This window comes from Rahnella bonaserana (genome assembly GCF_019049675.1).
Taxonomy (GTDB): Bacteria; Pseudomonadota; Gammaproteobacteria; order Enterobacterales; family Enterobacteriaceae; genus Rahnella; species Rahnella bonaserana.
This window is the reverse complement of the sequence record NZ_JAFMOW010000053.1, coordinates 95,986-113,284: the sequence shown is the minus strand read 5'-3', so window position 1 is coordinate 113,284 and position 17,299 is coordinate 95,986. Positions and strand designations below refer to the sequence as shown.

17 protein-coding genes are annotated in these 17,299 nt (G+C 48.8%); 12 read left to right on the top strand and 5 right to left on the bottom strand.

Translation table 11 applies throughout. From position 1 onward, the window contains the following. Positions 1 to 145 precede the first annotated feature (145 nt). Complete coding sequence (locus J1778_RS04840) at positions 146 to 1,678, bottom strand: ExeA family protein (RefSeq protein ID WP_238484569.1); 1,533 nt, start codon at positions 1,676 to 1,678, stop codon at positions 146 to 148. A gap of 190 nt (positions 1,679 to 1,868) precedes the next feature. On the opposite strand from J1778_RS04840, the gene gspC reads away from it, so the two are divergent. From gspC to J1778_RS04780, 12 genes are read left to right on the top strand one after another with little or no spacing between them, the layout of a single operon-like run. Then, positions 1,869 to 2,702, top strand: a complete 834-nt coding sequence (gene gspC / locus J1778_RS04835; protein WP_217172221.1) for a type II secretion system protein GspC — start codon at positions 1,869 to 1,871, stop codon at positions 2,700 to 2,702. Beyond that, on the top strand, positions 2,686 to 4,665 hold the full coding sequence (gene gspD / locus J1778_RS04830; RefSeq protein WP_217172220.1) for a type II secretion system secretin GspD: 1,980 nt from the start codon (positions 2,686 to 2,688) through the stop codon (positions 4,663 to 4,665). Before gspC ends, gspD begins: the two co-directional genes overlap by 17 nt. A gap of 3 nt (positions 4,666 to 4,668) precedes the next feature. After that, positions 4,669 to 6,192: a type II secretion system ATPase GspE gene (gene gspE / locus J1778_RS04825; RefSeq protein WP_217172219.1), complete on the top strand. Its 1,524-nt coding sequence runs from the start codon at positions 4,669 to 4,671 to the stop codon at positions 6,190 to 6,192. Next, the gene (gene gspF, locus J1778_RS04820; protein ID WP_217172218.1) at positions 6,192 to 7,409 is read left to right on the top strand and encodes a type II secretion system inner membrane protein GspF; all 1,218 of its coding nucleotides are present in this window, start codon (positions 6,192 to 6,194) and stop codon (positions 7,407 to 7,409) included. The genes gspE and gspF overlap by 1 nt, the downstream gene beginning before the upstream one ends. 12 nt (positions 7,410 to 7,421) lie before the next feature. After that, positions 7,422 to 7,877 (top strand): type II secretion system major pseudopilin GspG, encoded by a 456-nt coding sequence (gspG, locus tag J1778_RS04815; RefSeq protein ID WP_217172217.1) that lies wholly within the window; start codon positions 7,422 to 7,424, stop codon positions 7,875 to 7,877. Positions 7,878 to 7,879: 2 nt separating this feature from the next. After that, complete coding sequence (gspH, locus tag J1778_RS04810; RefSeq protein ID WP_217172216.1) at positions 7,880 to 8,401, top strand: type II secretion system minor pseudopilin GspH; 522 nt, start codon at positions 7,880 to 7,882, stop codon at positions 8,399 to 8,401. Next, complete coding sequence (gene gspI, locus J1778_RS04805) at positions 8,401 to 8,799, top strand: type II secretion system minor pseudopilin GspI (protein WP_420804064.1); 399 nt, start codon at positions 8,401 to 8,403, stop codon at positions 8,797 to 8,799. The genes gspH and gspI overlap by 1 nt, the downstream gene beginning before the upstream one ends. Beyond that, entirely contained in the window at positions 8,796 to 9,479 is a 684-nt protein-coding gene (gene gspJ, locus J1778_RS04800) for a type II secretion system minor pseudopilin GspJ (protein ID WP_217172215.1), read from the top strand. Before gspI ends, gspJ begins: the two co-directional genes overlap by 4 nt. Beyond that, the gene (gspK, locus tag J1778_RS04795) at positions 9,472 to 10,455 is read left to right on the top strand and encodes a type II secretion system minor pseudopilin GspK (RefSeq protein ID WP_217172214.1); all 984 of its coding nucleotides are present in this window, start codon (positions 9,472 to 9,474) and stop codon (positions 10,453 to 10,455) included. The genes gspJ and gspK overlap by 8 nt, the downstream gene beginning before the upstream one ends. Then, the gene (gspL, locus tag J1778_RS04790) at positions 10,456 to 11,631 is read left to right on the top strand and encodes a type II secretion system protein GspL (RefSeq protein WP_217172213.1); all 1,176 of its coding nucleotides are present in this window, start codon (positions 10,456 to 10,458) and stop codon (positions 11,629 to 11,631) included. It abuts the gene before it with no gap. After that, a complete protein-coding gene (gspM, locus tag J1778_RS04785) occupies positions 11,628 to 12,086 on the top strand; it encodes a type II secretion system protein GspM (protein ID WP_217172212.1) in 459 nt (152 codons plus the stop codon). The genes gspL and gspM overlap by 4 nt, the downstream gene beginning before the upstream one ends. 33 nt (positions 12,087 to 12,119) lie before the next feature. Beyond that, positions 12,120 to 12,953, top strand: coding sequence for a prepilin peptidase (locus tag J1778_RS04780; protein WP_217172211.1), 834 nt, complete (start codon positions 12,120 to 12,122; stop codon positions 12,951 to 12,953). Positions 12,954 to 12,964: 11 nt separating this feature from the next. Here the strand turns inward: J1778_RS04780 and bfr are convergent, their stop codons facing one another. The 4 genes from bfr to fusA all read right to left on the bottom strand — a co-directional run bounded on the left by bfr (position 12,965) and on the right by fusA (position 17,241). Beyond that, positions 12,965 to 13,444 carry a bacterioferritin gene (gene bfr / locus J1778_RS04775; protein ID WP_014333589.1) on the bottom strand — a complete coding sequence of 160 codons (480 nt, stop codon included), beginning with the start codon at positions 13,442 to 13,444 and terminating at the stop codon, positions 12,965 to 12,967. A gap of 85 nt (positions 13,445 to 13,529) precedes the next feature. Further along, positions 13,530 to 13,724 carry a bacterioferritin-associated ferredoxin gene (gene bfd / locus J1778_RS04770; RefSeq protein ID WP_217172210.1) on the bottom strand — a complete coding sequence of 65 codons (195 nt, stop codon included), beginning with the start codon at positions 13,722 to 13,724 and terminating at the stop codon, positions 13,530 to 13,532. Positions 13,725 to 13,870: 146 nt separating this feature from the next. After that, entirely contained in the window at positions 13,871 to 15,055 is a 1,185-nt protein-coding gene (gene tuf, locus J1778_RS04765) for an elongation factor Tu (protein WP_013573670.1), read from the bottom strand. 71 nt (positions 15,056 to 15,126) lie between these two features. Beyond that, entirely contained in the window at positions 15,127 to 17,241 is a 2,115-nt protein-coding gene (fusA, locus tag J1778_RS04760) for an elongation factor G (RefSeq protein ID WP_013573669.1), read from the bottom strand. Positions 17,242 to 17,299 lie beyond the last annotated feature (58 nt).

Below are 17,299 nucleotides of genomic sequence, written 5' to 3'. Positions count from 1 at the left end.
GCCCAGCCCTCCCGCAAACAGAAAAAGAATGATAAACATCAGGCGATATAGACTTGTCCTGAACGAACGACGAACCGCCACCTTCACCTTTTGTTTGTTTAAGTGGCTTGTGTAAGCCGATAAGTGGATGTTTTGCATTTTTAACCTAGAGATCTTCTTTTGTAAGCAGTTCAGGCATGTTGCCAGTACGTTTAGCGATTTGTATAAGGGTGCCTTTACCTACACGTCCATCAACAACCAGATTTTCCCGCTGCTGGAATAATTTAATCTTACCGATTAAATCGTTGTCCCATCGCCCGGTTTTACTGAATGGAAGATTAAGGATTTTGCTCAGGGTCATATCCAACCAGGCGGTATCCGTTTCGGGGCTGGTATTGTTGATGACACTTTTCCCGCTCGGGGTCTGTGGCAATAGCTGGATATACTCCCCCGCCCACACGCTATCAAACCAGTTGCGCTGAACCGTCCACGTGCTGCCTTTAATGAGAATATCTAGCGTCTCATCTGTCACTTTCACTACGGTAACGTAGACAGTCTGTCCATCGACGCTAATCGGGCTCAGCCAGGGCATGCCTTGCTCAATTAAGGTATCGAGTATTGCTGTGCCTTTTTTACAGCTCAGCTGTGCCCGCGCAGCTTGGTCGCAAAACGCATCATCAAGCGAGACATCATATCCCCATACCTGGAAGAGCTGACGCATCCCGTGACGCTCATTACTGCCAACATCAATGAGTGTGTTGGCTCCCGCAGGGATTTCATGCAGCCTTTGCGAAAGGCTCACTGGCAGAGGGAGATAAGGTTTTGCATAATTGAAATACGTCCATCCCAGAACACCGCCAAAAAGCATGTAAGAGGCGATGAGCAGCGTGAGGCATTTTTTTCTGCCCGGCATTAGTCCGCGGGTTTCAATGCAGACCTTCATCTGCCGGTAGGTGACTGACGATGTTTTTTCTGCATACGCGCTGTTAAGCGAATCCGCGGCCAATTCATTAATCAACTGGATCTGTCCACCCGAGGCGTTATGCAGTAGTTTGGCCACCGGTCCTTGGATCAGCGCGGGTTCCTCTCCAGCTGATTGCAATCGTTGTGACAGATAATCTGAGGTTTCGGTGAAGCTCATTGGAAGCAGTTGGTAATAAGTATGCGCAAAAGGCTTCCGACAACCTTTACCATTGCCAGAAATCCCCTTGCGTTCCTCAACGAGCAGGAACGAGATGCGAGAGGATTGCGGATAGCTTTTAAATGTTCTTAAAAACTCATAGCTTTCTCTAGTGAGGTTTTCAGCATTGTCTACAACGATCAACCACGGCTGAGCGGTATTTTCATTTTGGCCAAAAAATTCTGCAATTCGTAGAGCAAGAACAGAAGCGGGTAATGAACGCCATTTTTTTAAATGAACACAGCAGGCTAGCAATTGCCCCAGGCATTCGGTACCGGTATCGTCCACTGAGGCTGCACTTAAGTTCAGGATCTGACGCTGACTCTCTCTGGCAATTTCATGCGCAAGACGCGTTTTCCCCACACCTTTATCCCCACCGATAATCGCAATGCCGCCCTGATTTAACGTCTGTAGAATAAAGTCCTGAGCAGCCAACAAACGTATATTATTGAAATAATTATCGACCAGAAACGGGTGGGTAATAAATTTAAAGTAATCACAGTACATGCCAATTTCCATAACATTTTACACATTCAACGAATGGTGTATAAATACAAGAACCCGAAAAAGGAGTCAGTCTGAAAGATCAAGACACACAACCTCATTCATATTGAACATGTATTAATGTGCATCAATGTTTTTCTGCGCATAATATAGCTTAATAAGTAATCCACAGGAATAATGAAAGTGCAAAGGAATGATCCAACACATGTCTGCCATCAAGAATAAAGGGTATTGGCCTAAGATATCATTGAAGATGGCAATGTATATCGTAATTATATTCATATGCGTGATGATTTGTTGCTCCAGCATATTCTTTTTTGTGATGAGTGACAGAACAAACAGTGGGTCGTTGCAGCAGCCTTCTCGCACGTTTCACCCCATAGCCAACACGCCCAATACGCTCTTCGAGAATCGTAAAAACCCGGCGGTAACACAGGCAGTACAGGCTCCTGTAGTAAATGTGATGCTGCCGTTAGTCCTCAAAGGGGTTCTGACAAGCAGCAACAACATTCGCTCGCTGGCCATCCTGCAAGGCCCTTCCGGTCAGCATAGCTATCGCGAGGGCGAGAAAATTGATGATATGGAAAGTGTATACCTGCAGTCAGTAAAACCCGATGAAGTGTTAATACGCACACCGCGGGGAACGGCAACTTTATCCCTTAATGATAAATTAAGAGATAATAAATCTCCTAAAGCAATAATGGATAACGCAAAAAGAGAACATGCAAAATACTTAATACATTATTTAGTTGCCAACCCCATATATAAAAATGAGAAACTTACAGGTTATAGGTTTAATCCCAGAACAGGCAGTGATATTTATCTTAGGGCAGGACTTATTCCTGACGAGGTTGTGGTAAAAATAAATGGGCAAGCTCTCGATGACATTACCACCGCAGAAAAATACATTGGGCAACTGGAAAATCTGAGAGATGTGCAACTTACTGTTCTGAGAGAGAATCAGCTTCAGAATATCTATATAAATTTAGCTACTATCGAAACATGGTTGGATACAAAAAGTTATGAAGAAGTCCATTAATCCTCTCTTAGTAAAGGCATGCATATTATTTGCTATCCTTCCGGGGATTGTCCATGCGGAAGAGTTTACTGCCAGCTTCAAGGGCACGGATATTAAAGAGTTTATTGACACCGTCAGTAAGAATCTTAATAAAACCATCCTAATCGATCCCTCCGTGCAGGGAACTGTTTCTGTAAAAAGCTATGATGTTCTGAATGAAGAGCAGTACTACCAGTTCTTTCTGAGTGTGCTGGATGTCTATGGTTATGCCGTGGTTCCAATGGATAACGGGCTGCTGAAGGTTGTGCGTTCAGCGAATGCTAAAATGTCAGGCGTACCTGTCGCGGACAAAAATCGTCCTGGCATAGGAGATGAAATAGTCACCCGAGTGGTGACGCTCCGTAATGTACCGGTCAGGGAATTGGCGCCTTTGCTTCGCCAGATGAATGACAGTACCGGAGTAGGTAATGTCGTTCACTACGAACCTTCCAATGTCTTGCTGCTGACCGGCAGGGCTTCAGTGGTCAACCGGCTTATTGATCTGGTCGAGCGCGTTGACACGATGGGCGATCAGCAAAGGCAAACTATTAAGCTCAGGTACGCCTCTGCGCCCGAAATGGCAGAGATGATGAATAACCTGATCCGCGAAGAATCCAAAGGGCAATCATCCTCCATATTACAAGCCAAAATCGTCGCTGATGAGAGAACCAATACTTTAATCGTCAGCGGGCCAGAAGGCGTGCGTAGCCGCGCTGCAAAGCTGGTCAGCCAGCTTGATAAAGACCAGTCGTCCCAGGGCAACACACGTGTTTTCTATCTGAAATATGCCAAAGCAGAAAAAATCGTTCCTGTGCTGACAGGCATCACTCAGGAAATGAAAGAAGGCAAGGCGACTCAATCATCGAATGCCTCTAACACCCCGATGAGTATCACTGCAGATGAACAAACGAACTCCATCGTCATTACTGCGCAGCAGGATGTGATGCAGTCACTGGAGCAGGTCATTACCAAGCTCGATATCCGCCGTGCACAAGTGTTAGTCGAAGCCATTATTGTTGAAGTTCAGGATGGTAACGGACTCAATCTGGGTATCCAGTGGAGTAACGACAAATTTGGTGGAACACAATTTACCGGTACCGGTGCACCCATTTCGACCGTTGCGGCCGGCGTACGGCAGTACAAAAAAGACGGTGTAATCAGCAGCGATAACCCGCTGAGCAGCACCCTGCAAACCTTCAACGGCATGACAGCAGGTTTCTTTAGCGGTGACTGGAATGTCTTAATGACCGCCTTATCCACCAGTAACAAAAACGACATTCTTGCTACGCCAAGCATCGTCACACTCGATAATAAAGAAGCCTCATTTAACGTCGGTCAGGAAGTCCCTTCCCTCTCCGGGTCGCAGACGACATCCGGAGATAACATTTATAGCAGCGTGGTTTACAAAACCGTCGGCACGAAATTGAAGGTCACACCACAGATCAACGAAGGTGACTCGGTGCTGATGGAAATCGAACAGGAAGTATCCAGCGTGGATACCTCAACCAACTCTTCGCTTGGCCCAACCTTCAATACCCGCACTATTTCCAATGCCGTACTGGTTCGAACCGGGGAAACCGTAGTGCTTGGCGGTTTGCTGGATGACAGTACCAAAGAAACCAAATCGAAAGTCCCTCTGCTGGGTGACATTCCATGGGTAGGTAATTTGTTCCGCTATACCAGCACGGAATCGGCCAAACGCAATCTGATGGTATTTATCCGGCCGACGATTATTCGTGATGATGAGGTGTATTCCTCAATTTCTAACAAGAAATATTCACATTTCCAGAAACTGCAGAAAACACGTCAGGATGAAGATCATCAGGATCTGCTCATACCGAATACCCGTTCTGTTTTACCGGATTACCCGGAAAGCACTGCACCTAAAACGTCCATTTCAGCTACACCAAATGACGGCAAACCTCGTAACCCGTTTAGCGGATAAGCCATGAACAGGGACAACGAATCACCCCATGCTCCGCAAGCAGAACAGGTCAATCCTGTTCTGCCTTATAGCTATGCCAAAGAAAAGGGCATCACTCGCGTTGATAGCGTGCTTTTTTGCCGTCAGGACATTTCAGTAGAAACGCTGCTTGAAGCGCGGCGGGTCATGGGTGAAATCACAGCGATTGAGATCGTGCATGCACAAGTTTTCGATGAAAAGTTATCTGCAACTTACCAGCGCAGCAGCGGCGCCTCTCAGCAAATTATTGATGATATTGATAACGAGGTCGATCTCCTGTCTTTATCTGAAGAACTGCCTGATAACGAAGATCTGCTGGCGAGTGATGAAAACTCACCGATTATCCGCCTGATTAATGCAGTACTGTCCGAAGCAGTAAAGGAAGGCGCTTCAGATATTCATATCGAAACCTTCGAACGCATGCTGAGCATCCGGTTCCGTATTGATGGAGTCCTTCGCCAGATCCTGCAACCGGCACGCAAGTTGGCGCCGTTCCTCGTATCCCGTATCAAGGTCATGGCAAAACTGGATATCGCCGAAAAACGGTTACCTCAGGACGGACGCATTTCGCTGCGTATCGGCCACCGGGCGATTGATATTCGCGTTTCAACCATTCCTGCTCAATATGGCGAGCGTGTTGTAATGCGACTGCTGGATAAAAACAATTTGTGCCTCGATATTCCGAAGCTCGGCCTTTCCCAACAGGATGAACAACGGCTCACCGCCTTAATCCACAAACCTCACGGGATCATTCTGGTCACCGGCCCGACCGGTTCCGGTAAAAGTACAACCCTGTATGCGGTGCTCTCTGCACTGAACAATAACGAGCGGAACATTCTTACCGTAGAAGACCCGATTGAGTATGAACTGGAAGGCGTGGGACAGACCCAGGTTAACCCGCGTGTAGACATGACGTTCGCTCTCGGGCTCAGGGCAATTTTACGCCAGGATCCGGATGTAGTGATGGTCGGTGAGGTCCGCGACAGTGAAACCGCTCAAATTGCAGTGCAGGCATCGCTAACCGGCCACCTGGTGATGTCAACGCTGCACACCAACAGCGCCGTGGGTGCCATTACCCGTTTACGTGACATGGGACTTGAACCTTTCCTCCTCGCCTCGTCACTGTTAGGCGTGGTAGCTCAGCGCCTCGTGCGGCGTCTGTGCCCGCACTGTGCTCAACCCGCGCCACTGGATATCTCACATATTCCTTTGTTCCACTTTTTACCTGAGCCACCGGCCGCCGTTTTTAAAGCCGTCGGATGCGCGCAATGCCACTTCACGGGTTATAGAGGCCGGGCAGCGATCCACGAATGCATGGTGGTCGATAATGCTATCCGTCAGGCCATTCATGAGAATCAGGATGAATTTTCCATTGAGAGCATTCATCGCATAAAGGCCCGTAGCCTGCGGGAGAATGGCTTGCTCAAGGCCATCAGCGGCGAAACCACTCTCGAAGAGGTGATCAGGGTTACCGCGGAACAAGAGATTACGACAGGGAACCTTGTCTGATGAGCCGCTTCTCCTTTCATTCCACGGATTCGACGGGCAAGACGCAACGTGGCGTAATTGAAGCCGATACCCTCCGCCAGGCTCGCCAGATTATGCGGGAGCGGGGTTTAACGCTGCTTGAAATAAAGCTGGTAGGAAACTCACTGACATCCAGCAAGATGAAGAACAAAGGATTAAAAACCCGCGTCCCATCCCATGCTGTCGCATTATTTTCTCGTCAGCTTGCAACATTAACCAATGCGGCCCTGCCCGTAGAAGCGGCTTTGGCCGTTATCGCCCGACAAACAGAGCACGCAGGACTCACGCAAGTACTTACTGCTATTCGTCATAAAGTAGTGGAAGGACACACCCTTGCCGATGCTCTGGCCGATTACCCGCGCATCTTTGACCCGATGTTCAGAACGCTGGTCACCGCCGGTGAACGAACCGGCCAGCTGGGTACCGTGCTGGAAAAAATGGCGGATTATTATGAAATCCGGCAACAGATCAAAAGCAAACTCTCTCAGGCAATGATCTACCCGACCATGCTCACGATCGTCGCCATCCTGGTGATCGTTATTCTGCTGGTCGCCGTCGTCCCACAAATCATTGAACAGTTTGTTCATATGAAGCATACGCTGCCCATCACCACCCGCATCTTAATCGGCGTGAGCGGATTCCTCGAGCGAACATGGTGGCTGTTAGTCATCGGCGCGCTGGCAGCTCTCGCTGCCATAAAACTGCTTCTTCGCCGTCAAAACAACCTTATGCGGTTTCATACGGCGTTGCTCAGTGTGGCGGTTTTCGGCCCCCTTATCAGGGCGATAAACAGTGCTCGCTATGCCCGCACCCTCAGCATTTTGCAATCCAGTGGCGTCCCTTTACTCGATGCAATGAAAATCTCGACTGAAGGGATAACCAACCTGCGCATCCATTACCTGCTTGTGCAGGCGGCAGAGCATGTCCGACAGGGCAGTTCGCTCTTTGCCGTGCTGGAACAAACACACCTCTTCCCGCCCATGATGCTGTACATGATTGCTTCCGGCGAACAAAGCGGACGTCTTGGTGAGCTCATGGCACACGCTGCAGACAATCAGGACAAGCTGATGCAGCACCGGCTTTCGATGGCATTAGCACTGTTTGAACCCCTGTTGATCGTCACGATGGCGAGCATCGTCTTGTTCATCATCATGTCGATTTTACAACCTATCCTCCAGCTCAATAACCTGGTCAGTTAAAGGAATAATCCAATGTTAAATATTCAAAAACATCATCCTGTTACGGATAAAAAGCAACAAGGTTTCACGTTGATGGAACTGATGGTCGTCATCGTCATCCTTGGCGTTCTGGCTGCCCTCGTCGTCCCCAATGTCATGGGTAACAAAGAGCGGGCGGATACGCAAAAAGCCGTCAGTGATATCGTCGCGCTCGAGAACGCACTCGATATGTATAAGCTGGATAATCATCGCTATCCGACCACCGAACAGACGCTTGAGGCCCTTGTAACCCTGCCCACGATCAACCCGTTACCTGCCAATTATCGCAATGACGGATATATAAAACGTTTACCCGCCGATCCATGGGGTAACGAATACATGCTGCTCAGCCCGGGTGAACATGGCGCTATCGATGTCTTTTCTGCCGGACCAGACGGTGAGCCAAACACGGCTGACGACATCAAGAACTGGGTTGAGAAGGATCAATAACCTTGTCTGCGGCTAAGCAATCCGGCTTCACGCTACTGGAAATCCTGATGGTACTGGCAATATTTGCCATTGCCGCAGGTGTGGTGGTGATGGTTTTACCCTCCGATAATGCCCAGCTGCAGCGCGCTGAGCAAATGAAGACGATAATGGAATATGCTTCAGAACGCGCTGTGTTAGAAGGAAAGCCGGTTGGACTTTCCCTGACGGCCAGTGCCTATCGGTTCGTTATTTTGGGTAACACTCTGCAGCTAATTCCTGATAGCCGTGAGCCTCAGTGGGCAGAAATAGACTCTGCCCGCATGCCGCTTGCTGGTGAGTTTGAGAAACAAGAAACCCTTGCGCTCACTCCGTTGACGCTCAACAAATCTATCGACCGGCCACCACAGATTCTTTTTATGCCTGACGGCACGGTTTCCATATTTGAACTCAGTTTTTCTTCTTCCCCATCTGAGCCAGCCTGTTGCAGCATCATTTCAGAAGGACGATTGCCTCTGAGATTCAATGTCAGAAGGCCTGAAAAATAATGCGTATGCCAGCAAAACCTGACGCTAAAAGTCAGCAAGGGATGACTTTGCTTGAAGTCATCATTGCACTCGCTATTTTCGCCACTGCCGCGCTGGCGTTACTGAACAGCATGAGCTCCCAGATGAGTGCAGTAGAGCATTTCCGCACCACCCTTTTTGCCAGTTGGGTCGCCGAAAATGCTCTGATAAACACGCAGATCCAATCCGAAAATAAAGGCAATAAAGAAAATAAACCCGTCAGGCTTGCAGGTCAGCAGTGGTTCATTGATCAACAGTATGCCGTTGACAAAGAGAACAAAATTCGCCTGAACCGCGTATTCGTTCTTCAGTCTGAAGAAGCCCGTTCACCGATCCTTTCCGTCAGCAGCTGGACGCAGACACCGGCAGAAAAACCATGAGTAAAAGCCGCATAGCCAAACAGCAAGGCTTTACGCTGATAGAAATCATGATTGCGATGGCAATATTTGCGATGCTGAGCCTGCTGGCCTATCAGATCCTTTCTGCATCCGTGAAAAACAGTGAAATGGCACAGGAACACACTGCTCGGCTGAACGAAATTCAGACAGCATTTTCCCTGCTGGAACGCGACCTGATACAAATATTGCCAAGACAGACCAATACAGAAGAGGCGTTCTTATCAACAACTGAAACATCATTGCGCTTTACCACTATTGGCAGCTATCCGGCAGCAGTGCCTTTATCTGCCAGTGATTTGACCCAGGTTGAGTGGGCAATAACAGACCATACGTTGACTCGCAGTGTAAACGCCCTGCCTTCCCCGCCTTTATCGGATGCATCAACATCCTCTGTCCTGAACATGCTGACAGGCATACGCACTTTGCACTGGCGTTTCTATTCCACCGGCTGGACTGACCGCTGGAGCCAAACCGGCACTTTCCCTGAAGCCATCGAACTCGTTGTCACTCTGGAAGACATGGGTGAAATACGCCGGCTGTTCCTGCTGCCAGCAGCCCCCGTGAGCACAGAAGTTGCTGCCCCGGGCAAAACGCCTGGGCCGACAGATTCTGTGCCCACACAGCAGGAGCCGATGAGTGGGGAGGGCATCATCAATGAATAAACAACAAGGTGTGGCACTGCTGATCGTATTAATGATTCTGGCCATCATGGCAGCATTAGCTGCAAAAATGACGTTGCAATTTCAGGTCAGCCAGCAGCGGCAAAGCTGGTTACTCAACCAGCAGCAATTGCGCTGGCTGACGTTTGCCGCAGAGGAAATAGCATTGCCGCGTCTTCAGAACGAACTGACGGAAAATACGCAAAACAACAATCTTGATCAGTTTTCCATGCAGAAAGGCGTTTTTAACGGGCAAGACGGTTTCTCCGTCAGCTATATTGTCGCGGATGGTCAGAACTGCTTTAACCTTAACAGCCTGCGTAATAACGAACCTGGCAAAACGCTGGAGGATGAGCCCTACAATACGCAGATACTCAAGCAGCTGCTGCTTAATGCACAGGCAACTTCCGTGCAAACTGAGCGGTTCACCGACACTCTCAGCGATTATCTTGATACCGATAACGATATCCGCTCCGCCGGTGCCGAATCCGACTATTACGAATCACTGACGCCGCCACGTGCCGCAGCTAACCAACGTCTTTTTTCCATAAATGAACTGGCATTACTTCCCGACCTGCCTCTTATACCGCTGCAGCAAATTCGAAATCAGCTTTGCACACTCCCGGAAGAGTTCCAGCAAATTAATGTGAATACGCTGACACTGGAACAGACCCCCCTTCTGAGCGCCTTATTCCTCGGTGACATTAATCAGGACGACGCAGCGAAACTTATCGCTATACGCCCGCGCAGAGGCTGGGTTTCTGTTGATGCTTTTCTGAAAGAGGTCAAAAAACAAAAGCTGTCTCTGGAAGTAAAAAGCGGGGAATTGAAACCGCTGCTGACAGTCCGCAGCCAGTATTTCGTACTCCATACACAAGGCCAGTTCGAACAACAACACACCATGAGCAGTTATGTTCAGTTCAATCCAAAGGATTCAAAAATCCAAATTTATCAGCGACGCTATCGGGTAATTGAGTAAATGGAACACTTTCAACCGGCCAACAGGCTGTTTATCAGAGCTGGCAACACGCCAGAGCACTCACTCCACTGGTTCACGGAGAGGGCAGAAAACGATGACGACATTCATCTGTTGCCGGATGCTGAGCATTTATCAGAACTCGCCACACAACCGTCAGCACAGGATGTCTGCCTGCTCATTCCTGCCAGTGAAGTGATTTTTCGTCAGGTAACATTGCCGCCACGCGCGGGTAAAAATACCCGCCAGATAATTGCCTGGCAGACGGAGGAAAGCATCGCCAGCGATGTCGATACATTGCATTGGGTTGAGCTTTCTCGTAAAGAGCAGACACTTTTTGTGGCAGGTGTTGAAGCCGAATTCCTGAGAGGCTGGCTACAGAGATTTAGTGATGCGGGACTGCGGGTACGACACGCCTGCATTGATGCATTACTGTTACCTCTGCCTGAAGATGGCTGGTCAGCAACTCGTCTTGATAATCAGTGGCTACTGCGGCAGTCAGAATATTCAGGATGTCTGGCAGAGCAGGTTTTACTCGATGTGCTGCTGGACATCGCAAAACCAGAGGCATTGCACTATTACGGACATGAGCAAGATATCCCTGCTGACTGGGTTCGCGCTGAACTGCCGGATCATCCTTTGATTGCGATGAAAAATAACACCCCGTCCGCGGTGAATATACTGCAGGGCGAATTCGCCGTACGCGAAGAAGAACCTGCGTGGGGCCGCCATCTGCAGCGGATAGCAACAGGTATGGCAATATTCACGCTGGTGTTGATTATCTCTACCAAATTGTTCACCTGGTGGCAGGTTGCACAGCAGGAAGCATTATTGAAAAACGAGATGCTGGCACTTCATCAGACCTGGTTTCCGCAGGACAAGCACACTCGTAATCTGAAGTTCTATTTTGAACAAAATATGAAAAAAGCTCCCACGGCGTTTCTTCCAGCCCTGGCAAAACTGACCGTTTACCAGAGTAAGATCCCACAAATTGCTATCGATAAACTGGATTTCCAGCAGGAAACAAAATCGCTCACGTTGCAGATTACGACCGATGATCGCGCGGCTATTGATGATTTCGTCGAACTGACTGCCAGTGATTTCCATTTTGCCATTTCTAATTTAACCACGTCCTCAGCGGGCATCACCGCCACACTCACTCAGCGGAGTAAATCATGAAACAGTGGCTGATGTTGAAAAGTGAAAGTGAAAGGCGACTGATACTGATTGCCACTTTTTTGCTGGCGGTGGCTTTTGTCTGGTACGGCATTTTAACGCCGCTTAACAATCAGATTGCTCATTCAAGGATCCAGGTCAATACCCAACGTCACCAGCTGGAATGGATGGTTCAGCAAACTCAGCGTCTCGGAGCACCTTCCGGACTGCGGGTTAAGAAAGAAAAGCTGACAGAAGCTATCAGCACCTCAGCGGCGGATTTATCCCTCGAACTTCCTAAGACCACCCAGGATGACCGGGGAGTCACCCTCCGCTTTGAACAAATCTCTTACGCTACACTTTTACGCTGGCTTGAAATCCTCAATAAGGAACACGGTATTCAGGTTGTGGTCATCTCCATAGTGACAGGTAGCGGGCCGACCGGAAGCGTCCGTGTTCTGCAGCTCACACTGCGATAACGGGCAAATGTCATAACAAGGAAGATATTTCATATGGACGAAGGATGGCAGCAATTGACTTATATCGCCTCATTACCCGGCTGGTTTTATCACACCTGTATCGCTGTTTTGGGATTGCTGTTGGGCAGTTTTCTCAATGTCGTCGTTTATCGCTTGCCACTGATAATTCAAAACGAGGGTCAGCTGGCAGAACATGGCTTTAATCTGAGCCTTCCGGCATCACACTGCCCGACCTGTAAACACCCGCTAAAATACTGGCAGAACATTCCGGTTCTGAGCTGGTTGTTGTTACGAGGAAAATGCCATTATTGCGCAGCTTCAATCTCGAAAAGGTATCCTCTGACAGAAGCCGGTTGTGCTGCCATGTTCCTTGGGCTCTCGTTTATATTTACCACGCCGTTAAGTTTACTGAGTGCCCTGACATTATTTTGGTTTCTGCTGGCGTTAAGCCTGATTGATCTGGCCACTTATCTGCTTCCCGATCGACTGACGCTGCCACTGCTGTGGGCAGGATTACTTGTTCATTCCATTATCGGGGAGGTGACTCTTCAGGATGCGTTGTACGGTGCAGTTGCAGGTTATCTGGCGTTGTGGTCTTTGTATTGGGGAGTCAAAATCTTCAGTGGAAAAGAAGGCATGGGCTATGGTGATTTTAAACTGCTGGCGGCACTGGGTGCCTGGGTGGGCTGGCAGATGTTGCCCTATTTATGCATTCTGGCTGCGCTGGCGGGGATTGTTTTCGCACTGGTGCGGATGGGCCTATATAAAATGTCAGAGCAAATCCCTTTTGGCCCCTGCCTGGCACTGGCCGGTGCGCTGATTTACATCAGCCAGGAAAGCAGAGCGATCTGGCTGATGTTTAGCTAAGACACCGAAGTTTACTGTGATTCTTCTTTCAGCTGAGACTGAATGTAATTCTGGATGCCGATACGTCCGATCAATTCCAGTTCGGTTTCCAGCCAGTCGATGTGATGCTCTTCATCCGCCAGAATAGTAATCATTAAATCGCGACTGACGTAATCATGCACCGAGTCCGCGTAAGCAATGCCTTCGCGTAAATCCTTCGCCCCTTCGAGTTCAAGCAGCAAATCAGACTTCAGCATTTCCTCAACGTCTTCACCAATATTGAGTTTGCCGAGATCCTGCAAATTTGGGAGGCCTTCCAGGAAAAGGATCCGCTCAATGTAGATATCGGCATGCTTCATCTCATCAATGGATTCATGATATTCGATACCGTTGAGACGCATCAGTCCCCAGTTTTTAAACATGCGGGCATGCAAAAAGTACTGATTGATAGCAACCAGTTCATTTCCAAGAAGTTTATTGAGGTGTGCAATGACTTTTTTATCGCCTTTCATAGGTAACTCCTCCGTTCCGGTATCTAAAGCGTAGATCCGGTTCAGAGTAAGTCAAAAAAAAGGCACACTTTTTAGCTAAGTATTTTTACGCGATGTTTTTGTACTCAGGAATTTGCTGTAATTCATCTTCCATTATCTGTCGTGCCGCGCGCACGCATTTGCCACATTGCGTTCCTACCGGAACAAAACTTCTAAGCTGTTGGAACGTTTGCGGCTGGTAACGTCTGACTGCCTGTCTAATCGTTTTATCGCTGACTGAATTGCACAAACACACGTACATATTAACCACACTTCGTTTAAATCTTAAACTAACTGTAAATGAGAATGGTTATTATTGCAAATGTAGTTTGTACTCTTTTACCTGCAAATTTTGGGCAATAAAAAAGGGTGCCGAGGCACCCTTTTTTTGCTCTTAATTATCAGCGATTAAGCGATAACTTTAGCAACAACACCAGCACCTACAGTACGGCCGCCTTCACGGATTGCGAAACGCAGACCGTCATCCATCGCGATTGGGTGGATCAGGGTAACAACCATGTTCACGTTGTCACCAGGCATTACCATCTCAACGCCTTCTGGCAGTTCGATAGTACCGGTCACGTCAGTTGTACGGAAGTAGAACTGTGGACGGTAGCCTTTGAAGAATGGAGTATGACGACCACCTTCATCTTTGCTCAGGATGTACACTTCGGAATCAAACTTGGTGTGTGGTTTGATTGAACCTGGTTTAGCCAGAACCTGACCACGTTCGATGTCTTCACGTTTGATACCACGCAGCAGAACACCAACGTTCTCACCAGCACGGCCTTCGTCCAGCAGTTTGCGGAACATTTCTACGCCAGTACAAGTAGACTTAACAGTGTCCTTGATACCAACGATTTCAACTTCTTCGCCCACTTTAACGATACCGCGCTCTACACGACCGGTAACAACTGTACCACGACCGGAGATGGAGAATACGTCTTCGATTGGCAGCAGGAATGGCTTATCGATAGCACGCTCTGGCAATGGAATGTAGCTGTCCAGTGCTTCTGCCAGTTCGATGATTTTCGCTTCCCAAGTTGCATCGCCTTCCAGTGCTTTCAGCGCTGAACCTTTGATGACCGGGATGTCGTCGCCTGGGAATTCGTAAGCAGACAGAAGTTCACGAACTTCCATTTCTACCAGTTCCAGCAGCTCTTCATCATCAACCATGTCGCATTTGTTCATGAACACGATCATGTATGGAACGCCAACCTGGCGACCCAGCAGGATGTGCTCACGAGTCTGAGGCATAGGGCCGTCAGTTGCAGCAACAACCAGGATAGCGCCGTCCATCTGTGCAGCACCGGTGATCATGTTTTTCACGTAGTCGGCGTGCCCTGGGCAGTCAACGTGCGCGTAGTGACGAGTCGGGGTGTCATATTCAACGTGGGAAGTGTTGATGGTGATACCACGAGCTTTTTCTTCTGGTGCGTTATCGATCTGGTCGAATGCGCGTGCAGAACCGCCGTAGGTTTTAGCCAGAACGGTAGTGATTGCTGCAGTCAGGGTAGTTTTACCGTGGTCAACGTGGCCGATAGTACCAACGTTAACGTGCGGTTTGTTACGTTCAAATTTTTCTTTAGACACGGCTATATTCCTTACTCTTGTGCTCTCCCTTCATAGAGAGAGCACGGGATCATTGTGTTTAAAACTGTGGCTTATTTGCCACGAGCTTCAATAACGGCCAGGGCCACGTTATTTGGCGCATCATCATACTTCAGGAATTCCATGGAGTAAGATGCACGGCCTTTGGTCAGTGAACGCAGCTGAGTCGCATAACCGAACATTTCGGAAAGCGGAACTTCAGCATGAATCACAACGCCAGTAGCGTTAGATTCTTGGCCTTTCAGCATACCACGACGACGGCTAAGGTCACCGATGACGTCACCAGTGTTCTCTTCCGGAGTTTCTACTTCAACCTTCATGATCGGCTCAAGCAGAACTGGTTTCGCTTTCTTAAAGCCATCTTTAAAGGCGATAGAAGCGGCCAGTTTAAACGCCAGCTCGGAGGAGTCGACGTCATGGTAAGAACCGAAGTGCAGACGCACGCCCAGATCTACTACCGGGTAACCGGCCAGTGGACCAGACTTCAGCTGTTCCTGGATGCCTTTGTCAATCGCGCCGATGAATTCACCAGGAATTACACCGCCTTTGATTTCGTTGACAAACTCATACCCTTTCGGATTTGTGCCAGGTTCTAATGGGTACATGTCGATCACAACGTGACCATACTGACCGCGACCACCAGACTGCTTAGCGTGTTTACCTTCAACATCGGTAACTTTAGCGCGGATAGCTTCACGGTACGCAACCTGCGGCTTACCGACGTTAGCTTCAACGTTAAATTCACGACGCATACGGTCAACCAGGATATCCAGGTGAAGTTCACCCATACCTGCGATGATTGTCTGACCAGACTCTTCATCAGTCCAAACGCGGAATGATGGGTCTTCTTTCGCCAGACGGCCCAGAGCCAGACCCATTTTTTCCTGGTCAGCTTTGGTTTTTGGTTCTACCGCAACGGAGATTACCGGCTCAGGGAATTCCATGCGCTCCAGGATGATCACGTTATCCGGATCACACAGAGTATCACCTGTAGTCACGTCTTTCAGACCGATCGCTGCAGCGATATCGCCTGCGCGAACTTCTTTAATTTCTTCACGCTTGTTAGCGTGCATCTGAACGATACGACCCAGACGTTCACGCTGAGATTTCACTGGGTTAAATACAGTGTCACCTGAATTGACGAGACCGGAATAAACACGGAAGAACGTCAAGTTACCCACGAATGGGTCAGTAGCGATTTTGAACGCCAGAGCAGAGAACGGCTCTGAATCGTCAGAATGGCGAACTGCCGGAGTGTCTTTACCGTCATCCAACAGACCGTTGATAGCTTCAACGTCAGTTGGTGCTGGCAGATACTCAACAACAGCATCCAGCATTGCCTGTACGCCTTTGTTTTTAAACGCAGAACCACAGGTAACCAGGATGATTTCGTTGTTCAGAACGCGCTTACGCAGAGAAGTTTTGATCTCTTCTTCAGTCAGCTCTTCGCCACCAAAGAATTTCTCCATCAGCTCATCAGAGCCTTCAGCAGCGGCCTCAACCAGTTTCTGACGCCATTCTTCAGCCAGTTCTTGCATGTTTGCAGGGATTTCTTCGTATTCGAAGGTAACGCCCTGATCAGCTTCGTTCCAGTTGATAGCTTTCATCTTCACCAGGTCAACAACACCGGTGAATTTCTCTTCCGCGCCGATTGCCAGTTGCAGTGGCACCGGAGTTGCGCCCAGACGTTTTTCAATCTGATCAACAACTTTCAGGAAGTTAGCACCCATACGGTCCATTTTGTTAACGAACGCGATACGAGGAACTTTATATTTGTTTGCCTGACGCCATACGGTCTCAGACTGTGGCTGAACACCACCAACAGCACAGTAAACCATTACCGCGCCATCAAGAACACGCATGGAACGTTCAACTTCGATGGTGAAGTCAACGTGCCCTGGGGTGTCGATGATGTTGATGTGGTGTGGTTCGAACTGCTTAGCCATACCTGACCAGAAACAGGTGGTCGCAGCGGACGTGATGGTAATACCACGTTCCTGCTCCTGCTCCATCCAGTCCATGGTGGCTGCGCCATCATGTACTTCACCGATTTTGTGGTTTACACCGGTGTAGAACAGAACACGTTCGGTAGTGGTTGTCTTACCGGCGTCGATGTGAGCACTGATACCAATGTTACGGTAGCGCTCAATGGGTGTTTTACGAGCCATTTGATTCCTCTATAACTAGGACGTTCAAGTTCAGTTAACCCAAGCGGGTTGGCTTCTT